This is a genomic window from Lutimaribacter marinistellae (genome assembly GCF_042648365.1).
GTDB classification, from domain to species: domain Bacteria; phylum Pseudomonadota; class Alphaproteobacteria; order Rhodobacterales; family Rhodobacteraceae; genus Lutimaribacter_A; species Lutimaribacter_A marinistellae.
This window is the reverse complement of sequence record NZ_JBHRXI010000017.1, coordinates 1-16,449: the sequence shown is the minus strand read 5'-3', so window position 1 is coordinate 16,449 and position 16,449 is coordinate 1. Positions and strand designations below refer to the sequence as shown.

11 protein-coding genes and 1 pseudogene are annotated in these 16,449 nt (G+C 60.9%); 4 read left to right on the top strand and 8 right to left on the bottom strand.

Annotated features, from left to right (window positions below):
* Positions 1-45 precede the first annotated feature (45 nt).
* From ACFORG_RS16570 to ACFORG_RS16545, 6 genes are all read right to left on the bottom strand, one after another.
* Positions 46-843, bottom strand: coding sequence for a peptidylprolyl isomerase (locus ACFORG_RS16570; protein ID WP_386736648.1), 798 nt, complete (start codon positions 841-843; stop codon positions 46-48).
* 5 nt (positions 844-848) lie between these two features.
* Positions 849-1,631 carry a respiratory nitrate reductase subunit gamma gene (narI, locus tag ACFORG_RS16565; RefSeq protein WP_386736647.1) on the bottom strand — a complete coding sequence of 261 codons (783 nt, stop codon included), beginning with the start codon at positions 1,629-1,631 and terminating at the stop codon, positions 849-851.
* 11 nt (positions 1,632-1,642) lie between these two features.
* On the bottom strand, positions 1,643-2,347 hold the full coding sequence (narJ, locus tag ACFORG_RS16560; protein ID WP_386736646.1) for a nitrate reductase molybdenum cofactor assembly chaperone: 705 nt from the start codon (positions 2,345-2,347) through the stop codon (positions 1,643-1,645).
* Between the two features lies 1 nt (position 2,348).
* A complete protein-coding gene (gene narH, locus ACFORG_RS16555; protein WP_386736645.1) occupies positions 2,349-3,872 on the bottom strand; it encodes a nitrate reductase subunit beta in 1,524 nt (507 codons plus the stop codon).
* Positions 3,869-7,657 (bottom strand): nitrate reductase subunit alpha, encoded by a 3,789-nt coding sequence (locus ACFORG_RS16550; protein ID WP_386736644.1) that lies wholly within the window; start codon positions 7,655-7,657, stop codon positions 3,869-3,871. The genes narH and ACFORG_RS16550 overlap by 4 nt, the downstream gene beginning before the upstream one ends.
* 64 nt (positions 7,658-7,721) lie before the next feature.
* The gene (locus tag ACFORG_RS16545) at positions 7,722-10,445 is read right to left on the bottom strand and encodes a nitrate/nitrite transporter (RefSeq protein ID WP_386736643.1); all 2,724 of its coding nucleotides are present in this window, start codon (positions 10,443-10,445) and stop codon (positions 7,722-7,724) included.
* 255 nt (positions 10,446-10,700) lie between these two features.
* Between ACFORG_RS16545 and ACFORG_RS16540 the strand changes: the two genes are divergently transcribed.
* Entirely contained in the window at positions 10,701-11,399 is a 699-nt protein-coding gene (locus ACFORG_RS16540) for a helix-turn-helix domain-containing protein (RefSeq protein ID WP_386736642.1), read from the top strand.
* Positions 11,400-11,417: 18 nt separating this feature from the next.
* Here the strand turns inward: ACFORG_RS16540 and ACFORG_RS16535 are convergent.
* Both ACFORG_RS16535 and ACFORG_RS16530 read right to left on the bottom strand, forming a co-directional pair.
* A pseudogene (locus ACFORG_RS16535) lies at positions 11,418-12,023 on the bottom strand (NnrU family protein).
* Positions 12,024-12,093: 70 nt separating this feature from the next.
* Positions 12,094-13,299 carry an NnrS family protein gene (locus ACFORG_RS16530; RefSeq protein ID WP_386736641.1) on the bottom strand — a complete coding sequence of 402 codons (1,206 nt, stop codon included), beginning with the start codon at positions 13,297-13,299 and terminating at the stop codon, positions 12,094-12,096.
* A 109-nt stretch (positions 13,300-13,408) separates the two neighbouring features.
* On the opposite strand from ACFORG_RS16530, the gene ACFORG_RS16525 reads away from it, so the two are divergent.
* The 3 genes from ACFORG_RS16525 to ACFORG_RS16515 all read left to right on the top strand — a co-directional run bounded on the left by ACFORG_RS16525 (position 13,409) and on the right by ACFORG_RS16515 (position 16,180).
* Entirely contained in the window at positions 13,409-13,852 is a 444-nt protein-coding gene (locus ACFORG_RS16525) for an RrF2 family transcriptional regulator (protein ID WP_386736640.1), read from the top strand.
* Positions 13,853-14,340: 488 nt separating this feature from the next.
* A complete protein-coding gene (rsgA, locus tag ACFORG_RS16520) occupies positions 14,341-15,423 on the top strand; it encodes a ribosome small subunit-dependent GTPase A (RefSeq protein ID WP_386736639.1) in 1,083 nt (360 codons plus the stop codon).
* A 4-nt stretch (positions 15,424-15,427) separates the two neighbouring features.
* The gene (locus ACFORG_RS16515; RefSeq protein WP_386736638.1) at positions 15,428-16,180 is read left to right on the top strand and encodes a VOC family protein; all 753 of its coding nucleotides are present in this window, start codon (positions 15,428-15,430) and stop codon (positions 16,178-16,180) included.
* The last annotated feature ends 269 nt before the right edge of the window (positions 16,181-16,449 follow it).

The window sequence follows — 16,449 nt, the reverse complement described above, 5'->3', positions numbered from 1 at the left end:
CGGATTTTGGACAGGTCGATTTTCATGATGCCGCCTCCCTTCGGTTCAGGCCGGTTTCAGATCCGCGCCCAGAATGTCAGCCGCCGCCACAAGTTGATCTACCAAGGCGTGTGCAGACCGCCTCCACGCAGCCTTTTCCATGGCTTGGCGGATCTTCGGTCGAACCGCCTCGAAGGGCAGGATCGCCCCATCGGCGACGGCATCCATGCGGATCACGTGCCAGCCATGCCGGGTCAGAACCGGTGTTTCGGTGATCTGCCCCTCGGGCAGATCACGCAGGGCAGCTTGGAATTCCGGCACGGTGTCGCCTGGACCAAGCTGCCCCAAAGCCCCACCATTGGCCTTGGACCCGCAATCGCTGTGATCCTTGGCGAGCTGTGCAAAGCCGCGCGGATTGTTCAGGATGCGTGCGGTCAGCTCCTTTGCACGGTCATGGGCCGCGTCGGTTTCTGCCTCGTTGCGGGGGTCACAGGCGCAGAGGATGTGCGAGACCTCCCAAAGCGGCGGCGCGCGAAATCGTGAGGGATCACGCGCCCATTCCGCGCGCACCTCCTCCTCATCGGGCGGCGTCACCGACACGGCGGTTTCAAGAAGGCCGCGTATCAGGGCTTCTTCATCGGTTTCGAACTGCCCCGATCCGATTTCTACCGGGTCTGGAGACAGGCCGCGTCGCGCCGCCTCTTGCAACAAGAGGGTGCGGATGGCGACGGCATTGGCCGCCTTGCGCCAAGCGATCCCGGGTTTGCCCTTGGGCGCATCGTGGTTCTGGGTCTCGGCGGCGACAACCGTATGGGGCACGGTTTCGCCATTGACGATCAGATCGGGAAACAGAGCTGCGTTCATGGCCGTCACTCCGCCGGTTTCGCTATGGCATCCGAAGCCGGTGCTGTGGCTGCGGCTTTGGGTGCCGTCACACTATTGCCGTTCCGCTCTGGCAGGGGCTGCGTGCGGCGCGAGCGCACGATCTGGTAGCCCGGCCGCCCCAGCAGATAGCGGAAGGGCGCAGCAAAGCCGGACACAAGGTGCACAAGGCGGGTGAAGGGGAAGACGAGGATGATCGTCATGCCCAGCAAAAGGTGCAGCTTGAACACCAGCGCCACGTCCTGAATGTGGCTGGCCGCCGAACCGTCGAAGGTAAAAATCCCCTGCGCCCAGGACATGAACTTGACCATCTCATGCCCGTCCAGGTGGCCGAGAGAGACAAAGACAGTGCCCAGCCCCAGCACCAGCTGCGCCAGAAGCATGGCAAGGATGGCGATGTCGGCAAAGCTGGACGTCCGGCGGATGCGTGGATCGGTCCAGCGGCGATGGAACAGCATCCCGCCGCCCACCAGCGCCATGATACCCGCGATGCCACCGGCGACAACGGCCAGCAACTGCTTGGCACCGTGGCTGATGCCCAGCGCGTCGAAGATGGCGATCGGGGTCAGCAGGCCTACCACATGGCCCAGCGTGATGACGATCAGACCGACGTGGAACAGGATCGACCCGATCACCAGCTGCTTGCGCCGCAACAGCTGCGAGGATGAGGATTTCCAGGTGAAGGGGTCGCGCTCATACCGGGCGATGGACCCCATGATCCCTACGCCAAGGGCAATGTAGGGGAAGATACCGAAAAAGAAGTTGTGCATCATAGCCTCCGTCACTCTGCGGCCACGCCGGAGGCGCGGCGGAGCGGTTCATCCATGCGCGCCAGCATGTCACGCGTTACCGGACACCCGGCGTTAGGATCGGGACCAAAGCGGACCTCGCTTTCCTCCCAGACCTCGTCCAGCGCCTCCAGATCGTTGGGATCGACCTCGGGCTGGTCCAGCAGTTCGGCCACCGTCTCGCGGTCGGCCTGGGCGCCGGACAACTGCAAGAGGCTGGCGAACACGGCGGCATAGGGGCTTTCGCGCCGGACAAGCCGGGCGTTCAGGGCCTCGAAGATATGCGCCGCGTCCGCCAGAGTGTCCTGTGCTTCCGCGAAGGGACGCGTGGCCAGGAATTCCAGTAGCACAGGCAGGTGGTCCGGCAATTCCGATGTGACCGGATCGAACCCACCCGCACGATAGGTTGCCACAAGCGAGACCATTGCGCCGCCCCGGTCGCGGCTTTCGCCGTGGACATGTTCGAACAGATTCAGCGACAGCGTACGCGAGCGGTCAAAGAGCATGACGTATTGCTCTTCGATGTCATAGATGTCGCGCCCGCCCAGCTCCTCCATGAGCGGGCGCAACGCCCGACGCGCGGCGGACGTCAGCCGGGTGTCGGAGGCAAGGACACCCCCGATTTCCGGCATCGCGGCCTGCAGCTCTCGCGTCGGGTAGCTGAGGATCAGCGAAAGGGCTTTCAATGTGCGGTCCATGTCACTGTACCTCCGTCGGCATCTTGAGGGGTTTCTTCGACCCACCGAACAGCGAGCCCTTGGAGATCCCGGTGGAACAGCCATTGCCATCGGTGAACCCGCAGCCGCCGCGCAGGTCATAGGCCTCTTCGACCTGTTCGCGGTGCGTTGTCGGGATCACGAAGCGGTCTTCGTAGTCGGCCAGTGCCATGATCTTGTACATGTCCTCGATCACCCGGCCCGACAGACCGACGCGCGCGGCAATCGCCTCGTCCCGGACCCCGTCGATGGTCTTGGCCCGCATGTAGGCGCGCATGGCCAGCATCCGTTCCAGCGCCTGCGCCACCGGGGCTTCGTCACCGGCGGTCAGCATGTTGGCGAGGTAACGCAGCGGTATCCGCAGGTTCTTCACGTCCGGCATCGCGCCGTCCATGCCGATGGCGCCCGCCTCGGCCGCGTTCTGGATCGGCGAGAGCGGCGGGATGTACCAGACCATCGGCAGCGTCCGGTATTCCGGGTGCAGCGGAAAGGCGACCTTCCACTCCATCGCCATCTTCCAGATCGGGCTTTCCTGCGCCGCCTTGATCCAGTCCTCGGGGATGCCGTCGGCGCGGGCGGTTTCGATGATCACCGGGTCGTTGGGATCAAGGAAGACTCCCAGTTGCGCGTCGTAGAGGTCCGTCTTGTCCGACGCGTTGGCGGCCTCTTCGATCTTGTCGGCATCATAGAGCATTACGCCGAGGTAGCGGATGCGCCCGACGCATGTTTCCGAACAAACGGTGGGGTTGCCGCTTTCGATCCGGGGATAGCACAGGGTGCATTTCTCGGATTTGCCGGTGGACCAGTTGTAATAGATCTTCTTGTAGGGGCAGCCGGAAACACACATCCGCCAGCCCCGACATTTCTCCTGGTCGATCAGGACGATGCCGTCCTCTTCACGCTTGTAGATCGCGCCCGAGGGGCAGGACGCCGCGCAGGCAGGGTTCAGGCAGTGTTCGCACAGCCGGGGGAGATACATCATGAAGGTGTTCTCATATTCCCCGTAGATGCGTTTCTGGATGCCTTCGAAGTTGTAATCCTCGGACCGCTTGGAAAACTCGCCGCCAAGGATCTCTTCCCAGTTCGGACCTTTCTCGATCTTCTCGATCCGCTCGCCGGAGATCTTGGACCGGGGGCGCGCCGTTGGGAACGCCTGCATCTCGGGCGCGGATTTCAGGTGGTCATAGTCAAAATCGAACGGCTCGTAGTAGTCATCGATCTCTGGCAGGTCGGGGTTGGCGAACATGTTCGCCAGGATCCGCCATTTGCTGCCCTGTTTGGGTTGGAGCTTGCCGGATTTCGTCCTTTCCCAGCCGCCGTTCCAACGCTCCTGGTTCTCCCAATCCGTGGGATAGCCGGTGCCGGGCTTGGTCTCAACGTTGTTGAACCACGCGTATTCGACGCCGTCGCGGCTGGTCCAGACGTTCTTGCAGGTTACAGAGCAGGTGTGGCACCCGATACATTTGTCGAGGTTCAGCACCATGCCGATTTGCGCACGAATTCTCATTCTGCTGCCTCCGTTTTGGGGGTGGCTTCGTGGTCGAGCCAGTCGACCTTCTTCATCTTTCTGACGACAACGAATTCGTCCCGGTTCGCCCCAACGGTTCCGTAGTAGTTGAAGCCGTAGGACTGTTGGGCATAGCCGCCGATCATGTGCGTGGGTTTCGGCACCGCGCGGGTCACCGAGTTGTGGATGCCGCCGCGATGGCCGGTCTTTTCAGATCCGGGCGTGTTCACGATCTTTTCCTGGGCGTGATACATGAAGGTCGTTCCGTCCTTCATTCGCTGGCTGACCACCGCTCGCGCCGTCAGAGCACCGTTCACGTTGTAGAGCTCGACCCAGTCGTTATCGACGATGCCGGCCTTTTTCGCGTCGTTCTCGGATATCCAGATCACCGGCCCGCCACGGTTAAGCGTCAGCATCAAGAGGTTGTCGGAATAGGTCGAGTGGATGCCCCATTTCTGGTGCGGGGTAATGAAGTTCAGCACAAGGCTGTCGCCCTCGTCCTGCACCTCCTTGGTGATGGTTTTCAGGTCAACCGGCGGCCGGTACGTCATGAACCCTTCGCCAAAGGCACGCATCCACAGGTGATCCTGATACAGCTGCTGACGACCGGTCAGAGTGCGCCAGGGGATCAACTCGTGCACGTTGGTATAGCCCGCGTTGTAGCAGACCTTTTCCGACTCCAGTCCCGACCATGTGGGTGAAGAGATGATCTTGCGCGGTTGCGCGGCGATGTCGCGGAACCGGATCTTCTCGTCTTCCTTGGGCAGGGCAAGGTGGGTGTGATCGCGGCCTGTGGCCTTGGACAGCGCATCCCATGCCTTGACCGCGACCTCGCCGTTGGTTTCGGGGGCCAGCATCAGAACCACCTCGGTCGCGTCGATATCCGATACGATCTTGGCGCACCCCTTGGCCGGGCCGTCCTCCCAGACACCGTTCAGGTCGCGCAGGTGCTGGACTTCATGCTCAGTCTTCCACGAGATGCCCTTGCCACCGTTGCCCAGCTTGTCCATCAGCGGCCCAAGCGCGGTGAAGCGATCACCGATGGCGGTGTAGTCCCGCTCGACCGCGATGTAGTTCGGCGCGGTCTTGCCGGGGATCAGGTCACATTCGCCCTTCTTCCAGTCGCGCACCTGGTCCTGCGCCAGTTCTCCGGGCGTGTCGTGCAGGATCGGCAAAGCAACGATGTCGGTTTCTTTCCCGAGGATTTCCGGCGCGACTTCCTGCACCTTGTAGGCAATAGCCTTGAAGATTTCCCAATCGGACTTGGACTCATACGCCGGGTCCACCGCTGCCTGCAGCGGGTGGATGAACGGGTGCATGTCGCTGGTGTTGAGGTCGTTCTTTTCGTACCAGCTGGCCGTGGGCAGGACGATGTCGGAATAGACCGCTGTCGTGCTCATGCGGAAGTCGATGGTCACCAGCAGGTCAAGCTTGCCGCGCGGCGCATCCTTGTGCCACTTGGCCTCTTTCGGCAGTTGCCGGCCTTCCTCGCCCATTACCCCGTTGTCGGTGCCAAGCAGGTGCTTGAGGAAGTATTCGTGCCCCTTTCCCGAGGACCCCAGAAGGTTCGACCGCCAGACGAACAGGTTGCGCGGCCAGTTTTCCGGGGCATCCGGATCCTCGCAGGACATTTCCAGCGCGCCGGACTTCAGCTGTTCGGCGACATAGGCGGGTATCTCCTTGCCTGCCGCCTTGGCCTGTTTCGACACCTCCAGCGGGTTGGTTTTCAACTGCGGCGCCGAGGGCAGCCATCCCATGCGTTCGGCGCGGATGTTGTAGTCGATCAGAGACACGTCCCAGTCGCCCTCGGGCGCGGTGGGCGACAGGATCTCTCCGGCCGTAAGCGTTTCATAGCGCCACTGGTCGGTGTGGGCATACCAAGCCGAGGTCGAGTTCATGTGCCGCGGCGGGCGACCCCAGTCCAGCGCGAAGGCCAGCGGTTGCCAGCCGGTCTGCGGCCGCAGCTTTTCCTGCCCAACGTAATGAGCCCAGCCGCCTCCGGACTGACCCACGCAGCCACACATCACCAACATGTTGATGACGCCACGATAGTTCATGTCCATGTGGTACCAATGGTTCATCGCGGCCCCGATAATGATCATCGACTTGCCATTGGTCTTTTCGGCGGTCTGCGCAAATTCACGGGCGACATGGATGATCTTGTCGGCCTTCACACCGGTGATCTTCGCCGCCCAGGCAGGGCTCCCGGGCACGTCTTGGGTGTAGTCGCTTGTGACCCAGTCGCCGCCCAAACCACGATCCAGCCCATAGTTGGCGCAGAACAGGTCAAAGACGGTGGCGACGGCCACCTCGCCATCGGCGGTCTGGATACGCTTCACCGGCACGTTCTTGGTCAACACGTTGGGGCGGCTATCCCCGGTGGTGAAGGCTTTGGTGGCGTCCGCGCCGAAATAAGGGAAATCGACCCCGATGACGTCATCGTGGTCGCCGTCGAGGATCTGCGACAGGCGCAGACGGGTTTCGGCACCGGCAGCGCGTTCCTCGAGGTTCCAGCGCGCCGTAGTCATCTCGGCATCGCCGGACATCCCGGTCTTGCCCTCCCCAGCAACCTTGCGCAGCGGCCCGGCGCTTCCGCCCCAGCGATAGCCGATCGACCCGTTGGGCGCGACCAGCGTCCCGGTGACCTCGTCATAGGCTACGGTTTTCCATTCCGGGTTGTTCTCTTCGCCCAGCTTGCCGTCCAGATCGTCGGCGCGCAGGAAGCGGCCCGGGATCATCTTGCCGTCTTTTTCCTCGATCTTCACAAGCATGGGGAAGTCGGAATACTTGCGGCAGTAGTCCTCGAAATACTCGGCCTGCCGATCAAGGTGGAATTCGCGCAGGATGACGTGACCAAAGGCCATGGCCAAAGCGGCATCGGTGCCCTGCTTGGCATTCAGCCATACATCGCCGAACTTGGCAGCCTCGGAATAGTCCGGGCAGATAACGGCGGACTTGGTGCCGCGATAGCGCGCCTCGGTGTAGAAATGCGCGTCCGGTGTTCTGGTCTGCGGCACGTTCGAGCCCCAGAGCAGCAGGTAGCCAGCGTTGTACCAATCGGCCGATTCCGGAACGTCGGTCTGTTCGCCCCATGTCATGGGGGAGGCGGGCGGCAAGTCGCAGTACCAGTCGTAGAAGGACATGCAGACGCCCCCCATTAACGACAGGTAACGCGACCCGGCGGCATATGAGATCATCGACATGGCCGGGATGGGCGAAAAGCCGAATATCCGGTCGGGGCCATAGGTCTTGGCGGTATAGGCGTTCGCGGCGGCGGTGATTTCCGTCGCCTCGTCCCATGTGGCACGGACGAACCCGCCCTTGCCGCGCGTTTCTGTGTAGGAGGCGCGCAGGACAGGATCGTCCTGAAGCTTGGTCCAGGCCTCGATAGGCGTCATCGTCTCGCGCATCTTGCGCCAGATCTTCATCAGTCGTCCGCGCACCAGCGGGTTTTTCACCCGGTTCGCGCTATACAGATACCAGCTGTATGAGGCACCACGCGCGCAGCCGCGCGGTTCGTGGTTGGGCAGGTCGGGCCGGGTGCGTGGATAATCGGTCTGCTGGGTTTCCCAAGTGACGATCCCGGACTTGACGTAGATCTTCCACGAACAGGATCCGGTGCAATTCACCCCGTGGGTCGAGCGTACGATCTTGTCGTGCCGCCAGCGGTTCCGATAGGTGTCCTCCCAGTCGCGGTTTTCACGGGTGACTTCACCGTGACCGTTGGAGAACTGTTCCAGGCTCTTGGACTGGAGAAAGTTCAATCTGTCGAGAAGGTGGCTCATCTCGCTTCCTTTCCTGATGTCGGGGGTCGGGCGGCGACATGAGTCGCCCGACGGCATGTTTCGATCATTCGGCGGGTTGCGCGGTTGCTTCGGCTGGCACGCGGCCATGTTCGACGTCGTGGAGCAGCCCACCGCGCCGCGTGTAGACGGCCCAGGTGATGGCAAGGCACACCGCGTAGAAGACCAGGAAGCCCCAGAGCGCCCCGACCGGAGAGCCGGTCATCGCAAGCGACGTGCCGTAGGCCTTGGGGATGAAGAAGGCACCGTAGGCGGCAATGGCCGAGGTGAAGGCGATGATTGCGGCACTTTCGCGTTCCGCCTGCTTCCGGCGCGCGGCGGCGTCCAGTTCCGGCATCAGGCGCGGGATCTCCTTGCCCATGATCGCGGGGATCATCTGGAAGGTGGACGCGTTGCCCACACCGGTGAGGAAAAAGAGCGCCATGAAGGCCGCGAAGAAGCCCACGAAGCTGCCCGCATCCAGCGAGGAGATCACACCAAAGACTGCAACGATCATCCCGGCAAAGACCCAGAAGGTCACGCGACCACCGCCCCACTTGTCCGAGACCCAGCCGGTCGCGGCACGGCTCAGCGCACCCACAAGCGGACCAAGGAAGACGAATTGCAGCGCGTTCACGTCCGGGAAGGCGATCCGGGTCAGCAGTGGGAAGCCCGCGGAATAGCCGATGAAGCTGCCGAAGGTGCCGGTGTAGAGGATGCACATCAGCCAGTTCTGCTTGCGGCTGAAGATGACCGCCTGCTCACGGAAGCTGGCCTTGGCATCGGCGATGTCGTTCATGCCCAGCCAGGCCGCCGCCGTGGCGATCAGGATGAACGGCACCCAGACAAAGCCCGCGTTCTGCAGCCACAGCTCACCGCCCGCTGTCAGTTGGACCGGCTCACCGCCCATGGCGCCGAAGACGCCCATGGTGATGACGATCGGCACGAGGAACTGCATGACCGACACGCCGAGGTTGCCCAGACCTGCGTTCAGCGCCAGCGCGTTGCCCTTTTCCGCCTTCGGGAAGAAGTAGGAGATGTTTGCCATCGAGGAGGCAAAGTTGCCGCCGCCAAAACCGCAGAGCAGCGCAAGAGTGAGGAAGATCAGGTAAGGCGTATCAGGATTCTGTACGGCATATCCGATGCCCATGGCGGGCAGCAAAAGCGAGGCGGTCGACAGAGTCGTCCACAGGCGTCCGCCAAAGATCGGCACCATGAAGCTATAGAAGATTCGTAGTGTCGCGCCCGACAAGCCCGGCAGGGCCGCAAGCCAGAAGAGCTGCGAGGTGCTGAAGTCGAACCCGATGGCTGGCAGCTTGGCCACGACCATCGACCAGACCATCCAGACCGAGAAGGCCAGCAGCAGCGCGGGGATAGAGATCCACAGGTTGCGGCGTGCGACAGCGCGGCCCTTTTCTTCCCAAAACCTCTGGTCTTCGGGGCGCCAGTCTTCCAGCACGCGCGGCATGGCGGTATGTTCGGGGTGGTGGATTTCCTGCATCTCGGGCAGAGCAGGCAGTTTGTCGAGGATCTCGCCATGTGCCTTGCGTTCCATCGCGCGGATCGACAGGTGCATCCATGTCAGCGCCACGGCCACCAGGCCGAACAGGATCGCGAAGCACGAGGTATAGATCCCGGTCAGGTCAAGCGCGGCACCGAAGATGATCGGCAGGATGAACCCGCCAAGGCCACCGATCATGCCCACCAGACCGCCTACCGCGCCAACGTGTTGCGGGTAGTAGACGGGGATGTGCTTGAACACGGCCGCCTTGCCGAGGCTCATGAAGAACCCCAGCGTGAACAGCACGGCGATAAAGGGCCAGAAGCTCATCGAGGTCGAGAAGCTGATCGGACCGCTCTTGCCATGAATGACGTAATCGGTGGGCGGGTAGGATAGCATGAACAGCAGCACCAGCGCGAAACCAAAGGTCCAGTACATGACCTGGCGTGCCCCAAACTTGTCGCTGAGGTGACCGCCATAGGCGCGGAACAGAGAGGCCGACAGGCTGAAGGAAGCGGCGGCCATGCCGGCGGTCTTCACATCGACGCTGTATACGTCGATCAGGTAATGCGGCATCCAAAGCGCCAAGGCAACGAAGGCACCGAACACGAAGAAATAGTAGAGCGAGAAGCGCCAGACCTGCAGGTTCTTCAGCGGTGCGAACTGTTGCGAAAGGCTGGGCGCCTTGATCCCCTTTTGCCGACGCGCGACAAGTTCGGGGTCATCCTTGGCAAAAAGGAAAAAGACGATCGCGATAATCGCGAGACCGGCCGCCCAGACATAGGCCACGCCGTGCCAGCCGTAGGCCACCATGACGAAAGGCGCGATGAACTTGGTCACCGCCGCGCCGACGTTGCCAGCCCCGAAGATGCCCAGCGCAGTGCCCTGGTGCCCGGCGTCGTACCAGCGGCTGACATAGGCCACACCGATGATGAAGGATCCGCCCGCAAGGCCGATGCCCAGCGCCGCAATCAGGTACATCACATAGCTGTCGGCCAGCGTCAGCGCCAAGGTGGCCAGCGCCGTCAGCAGCATCTGCGCGGTAAAGACCAGCCGACCGCCGTATTTCTCAGTCCAGACCCCCAAGAACAGCCGGGTGATCGAACCGGTCAGGATGGGCGTTGCCACCAACAGGCCGAACTGGGACTCGCTGAGACCCAACTCGCTCTTGATGGCAACGCCGATGATGGAAAAGATCGTCCAGACCGCGAAGCAGGCGGTGAAGGCGATCGTGCTCAGCCCAAGTGCGCGGTTCTGTTCCGCGGGTGAGGCCGTGGCTACGGTCTGCATGGCAGGCCCTCCTAAGAGAATGGCGTCGGTATCCCGTACGGGATTGCCAATACCCTTGTGGGCAGAGCACAAATCGAACTTGATCCAGATCAGAAACCGAGAAAAGTTAAGAGAAATAAATGCGTTACGGGAATTTGTCAGAAGCCGTCTGATGCGCTATCAAGTAGACATGGACAATTGGTCACGCGACTTGATGACAAATGTCAGATGTCCGCGCGAAAAACATCAATCACCACAGAAGCTGAGCCGATACTGATGCACGAGTCGAGTTTTCCGGATGTAAAGGCGCTGCATTTGTTCAAGGACATGGCGGATGAGCAGTTTCAATCGCTCATGCGTGGGGCCTACGTTCAGAATTTTCCGCCCCAGATCGAGCTGATCTCGGAAGGCGAACCAAGCGATTTCCTCCACGTGGTGCTTTCCGGTACGGTGGATCTGTTTTGCAGCTGGAACGGACGCGAAACCAGCATGGCGACGGTCCGGCCGATCTCGACTTTCATTCTGGCCGCGACGATCCGAGACGCTCCCTACCTCATGTCCGCGCGTACGCTGGAAAAGAGCCGTATCGCCCTGATCCCCAGCCAGGACGTGCGCGCTGTTTTCGAAGCGGATGGCAATTTCGCGCGGGCGATCGTGTCCGAGCTGGCACTGTGTTATCGCTCAGTCATCAAGGCACAAAAGGACCTGAAGCTGCGCAGTTCCTTGGAGCGGCTGGCCAATTACCTTTTGCGGCAACAGGACCGCTCCGGGCAGGTAGAGCATTTCGAACTGGAATTCGAGAAGCGCCGCCTTGCCTCTGTCCTTGGGATGACGCCGGAAAATTTAAGCAGGGCGTTCAAGGGGCTCCAGCCCTATGGCGTGACAGTAAATGGCAGCCGGATCAGCATCGCGGATCGCGACGACCTGAGCCGCTTTGCCAAACCTACCCCCCTGATCGACGACGCAGCAAGCTGACGCGTCGGATGCATGTCCTTATGGCAGAGGGCTGACCCCCAACAGGTAGGGATGCGTCCAGATGAGACCAACATAAAGCGCGACACCCAGCAGTAGACGCTTAAGCGGAACCGGGCCCCTCAGCGTGGAGGCCCAGGAGGTGCATGCCACCGCGTTGATCGTATTCTGCCAGTCCGGCTCCATTTCTTGTTTCTTGCGCCGGTCTACAAGCCTCCCGCCCAACACGGCAAACAGCGCTAAGGTCCCAAACAGCAAGAGGTGGGCCACGTCGCCGTTTGGCACAACATGCGCGGCCGCCCAAAGCGCCAGCGCGAACAACAGCGGATGCCGCGTCAACCGCACGACGCCAGGGTGGCCCGGGTCGAAGTCCGTGTTCCGTGCCCCTCCGAACGACAGTGGATTTGGCCGGGCAACCGACAGTGCCAAGATCAGGCACACGGGCAGCATCAGCGCTAAAACGATATGGTTTTACCAGGGTGCCCAGGCCCAGAGCGGCAAATGGGGCGCTTGGCTCGCCGCGCCGATGATCCATACCAGCGCCGCCAGTGACAACAGCGAGTACGCCACCGTGAAGCCTCTGTGCCGCAGCCGCATCTGCAGCCAAGGGCGAACAGGCGGACGCATGGGTATGGAATGCGTCAGGAAGAAGGCCAGATAAGCAGTGGCGAATTCGAACCAGCCCATGCTCATCGCATCAGGCGGCTTTTGCGGAACGTTGGCACAGCAGAAGCGGACCGTATACCGTGGAAAATCCGGCAAAGGATGCGATCCACGCCGGACCCGACAGGCTATGCAAAGCGGCGGCATGTTGGGGCCACAGCCCCGCAGCCACTCGCAGAAGTACCGCGGCGATCATAGCCCCGTAAATGCCCACTGTTCCCGGTCCCGCCGTCAATTCCTGTCCCGTATGGCCCAGCGTGGCGCGTGTCATCACCGCCAGCGTCGTCAGGCCAAGCGCACCTCCCATCCAAAGATGCTGGACCGCGCCGCTTACCGATGTCCCCAGCAGCACTTCTGCCCCTATTGCCAGTGCGCCCAGCGGGACAAAGGCATAGCCTGCGTGCAACACCCAGACCAAGGGCTCTGACAGTGTCTGCGCCCCGGCCCAGCGAAACAAGCGCCCCACGTGAAGTGCCCCTGCGATCAACAACGTGGCCCCAGTTACGAAAGCCGTAGGCAGCGCGACCCAGAGAAGCAAAGCGCTCATCAGTCCCAACAGCGCCAACCGATCGAACACCTGCATCGGCGGGACCGGAAGGCGCGTTGCGCCCCGCTTCACCAGCCAGTTGCGCGTAAAGGACGGCACGATGCGCCCGCCAATCACCGCAATCATCATGATCCCTGCGGCAAGACCCAAACGCAAACCATAGCCCTGCGCCGCGTAGGACCCCTTGGCCACTTCCCAATGGAACACGCCGTTGCCAAGGATCATGACGCAGAGCATGCCCAGCACGATCAGGTTGCGCCAGTTCTTTCCAGCCACGATCTCTCGGGCGATGATAGCCGCGAGCACGACCGAAAAGGACAGATCGATCACGGCGGCCAATTCGGGCAGAAGTCCGGCGGACACGGCCATCGCTGCCCGCCCGGCCAACCACAATGCCACAAGCCCGGCCAGCGGCCAGCCGACAATGGGCAAGCGTCCCGTCCAGTTCGGCACCGCCGTCAGCAGAAACCCGGCGACGACCGCGCCAAGATAGCCGAACAGGAATTCATGCGCATGCCATGAAACGGGATCCAGAGCGGTGGGCAGCGTGCCCTGCCCTGTCAGCACCCCGATCCAGAGCACCATGGCCAGCGCCGCCCAGACAGCAGCGCCAAAGAAAAATGGACGGAACCCGTAGGTCAGCAAGGCTGGACCGGTCCAGTCGCGTATGCGTTGAGCTGTAGTGAGTTTCATCGGTGTCCCCCGATCTCGTGCGAAGTGCCTGCCTCCGCTGAACCAGTATTTGATTTACTGATTAGTATGCATCAATACGTATCTCAAATACTAATTCATAGGAGTGACAATGCGGCTCACCTCTTTCACCGACTACGGACTGCGGGTCCTGATGCGCCTCGCCGGCGCACCCGACAGGGCCTTCAGCACCGCCGAACTGGCCACCGAATTCGGCGTTTCCCGTAACCATCTGGCCAAAGTCGTTTCGACCCTGGCCTCAAACGGATTACTGAAAACCAGCCGTGGCGGAGGAGGAGGCGCCATACTGGCGCGTCCAGCTGACGATATCCGGCTTGGCGAGGTTGTCTCGCTGCTCGAAGCGGATCAAGCCCTTGTCGAATGCTTTGCGCCGCAGGGAAATGCCTGCACGCTAACGCCGACATGTCGGCTCAAGAACCGGCTGGCCAAGGCGGAAAGCGCCTTCATCGCCAGCCTGAACATGGCGACGTTGGCAGACTGCATCTACGCACCGCCAACACGGAAAGAACCTGCGTGCCGCAGCTCATCCAAATAATTGAACTAACCCGCTTTTTCTTCACAGAAACGCCTTTTTCGCCTCGTTAGTCTCATAGTAGGAGGAACAAACCAAATTCAAACCCAAGACTCTTCAGAAGAACGGATCACGGGAGCCAATCAGACACGGTCATCCAGAATAGCTGCCATATTGTTTGGGGGTGTCCGCAAACCGTGTTGGCCCACTATGCTGGACATAGTTGGCTTTCCTTTCGTCCCGTCGAAAGGCCGCTCCTAATTATCAAAGAAGAAGTCCATATCAATCGGCAGCACTTGCGTTATGTGTTGCCATACCCTACTCAATTCCTGTCCGAAATGGAGACTTCATGTCCTGGTAAGGAGGGGAGGCAGAACGCCTCCCAGTGTACATCGAACAATTGAAGCGCTTCCGTAGGCTTGATGCTTACGGAATGTCCTGATGTGCACATTCGTTTCCTACCAGCAGCGCCCAAGAAAAGCTTGGGCAAGAGACATGAAAGTGGACACCCCATGAGTCGGGACTACACGGATTTCCTTCCGCAGCGCGCTCGCAGCTTCGGAACACGCACCAATCTTAACCCTCTTCAGGCACTGGGATGGCAACCCTTTTTCGCTCAGCAGATCAGCGTAGACGAGCTAACCGCGACACCTCCCGCTCGCGTCGTTGAAGTGCATCGCAATGGACTGCACGTTCTCGGTTACAGTGTTGATGCTATGCTTCCTCCCAGGCCGGATGCGACTGTCGGTGATTGGTTGATGCTGAATCCCTCGCACCTGCAACCCAGTCGGGTTCTTGAGCGCACAAGCCTAATCAAGCGGCGCGCACCTGGCACAGACCGGCAGGAACAACTGATTGCCGCGAACATTGATACAGCCTTCATTGTCACGTCCTGCAATCAGGACTTCAAGGTGGCCCGGCTCGAACGCTATGCCGCTCTGGCATTGGAGGCCGGCATCACACCCGTCATCGTCGTGACAAAGACAGACCTTTCGACGGACCCGCAAAGCTATACCGATGCGGCCCGCGCTGTGTCGGAGATGATCGAGGTGGTCGCACTGGACGCCCGCGGAAGCGCGCCTCGGACTCAACTGTCCTCGTGGTGCAGGCCGGGCAAGACGGTGGCGTTTCTGGGCTCCTCCGGCGTTGGAAAGTCGACGCTGACGAATGCCTTGCTCGAAAGCCAATCCATCGAGACCCAGGCCATTCGTGAGGACGATGCAAAAGGACGGCATACAACAACGAGGCGCGAGCTTCATGCGATACCCAATGGTTGTTTGATCCTCGACACCCCCGGCATGCGAGAATTGCAGCTCACCGATGCGGCGGACGGGATCAATGACTTGTTTGCCGACATTCAGGAGCTTGCCGCAGGTTGTCGCTTTAACGACTGTCAGCACGAGACCGAGCCGGGATGCGCTGTACTGAAGGCCGTCGAACAAGGTGCCCTCAATGCTCTTCGGCTGGGGAGATGGCGCAAACTCTTGGCCGAAGATGCCTTCAATTCGGCCAGCCTTGCGGAACGCAGGTCGCGGGATAAGGCGTTTGGGAAGATGGTTCGCGGCGTCAAGAAACTCAAAGATGTCAGGAGGTAAGTCGATGACGCAGTCAAAAGCCGGGCAGATCGTGTGGCACGATCTTTTTACTTCGGACAGAGAGCGTTCAATGGATTTCTACCAGCACATCGCCGACTGGACCTACCAAGTCGAGCGGGCGACAGACTTTGCTTGGGGCGGCGGTGAGAAGGATTTCGTCCTCGCGCTATTGGGCGACGAAGCAGGTGCCGGTTTCGCCGTGACACCTCCGCGCCACAAAAATAGTTGGATCGCTTACGTTGAAGTCCCCGACGTCGATGCCGCGTTAAAGCACGCCGATGCGCTCGGAGGTGAAATTGTTCGAACGCCATTCGAGGTTCCTGGCGTCGGTCGCAATGCGCTCGTCCGCGATCCGCTCGGCGTGCTTTTCGGACTGTCCCTCTCACGGCACAGCTTCCCTGTGCCGCACCGACAGTTCGGGCCTGAAGTGTACGTGGGTAGCGGCGATCAATTTCCGAAAGCGTTTTATGCTGAGCTTTTCGAATGGCAGATGTCTCCGAAACGCGAGCTGGAACGTGTATCTTTCTCCGGGCCATCGGGCGATGTTGTTGCAGTTCAATATGCCTCAACTTGGCCAAGACGCTCAAACCCGGCTTGGGTGCCGAGCATCAAGGTTACTTCCGTCTCCGATGCGAGCAATTTTGCGGAGATCAACGGCGCGCGTTTGATATCTCAAGGTGCAGACAAAGCTGCTCGAGCCCAAGGGCTCGTCCTTCGTGATCCAGACGGCGCCTTGTTTGCGCTCGAAGTCGGGTAGATAAACACCTTCCATTTGCGCCGAGGTTTCTTTTCAGAGATGCAAAGCGGGCATTTGTTCGCTTTGCATCATCCGGCACTGCGGGCTCCTTCCAGACCTTCTCTGCGGGCGCAACTTTCGGTTGCTCTGCCCCCTTGAAAACTGGATCGTTCGGAGCTGGAGTTTTCCGCTAAATTTCCTTGGCTGGGAGAGGAGCGGAATCGCATGAAAGCATCGAAGTTCACGGAGGCGCAGAAGGCCTTCATCCTGAAGCAGGGCGAGCAAGGCAC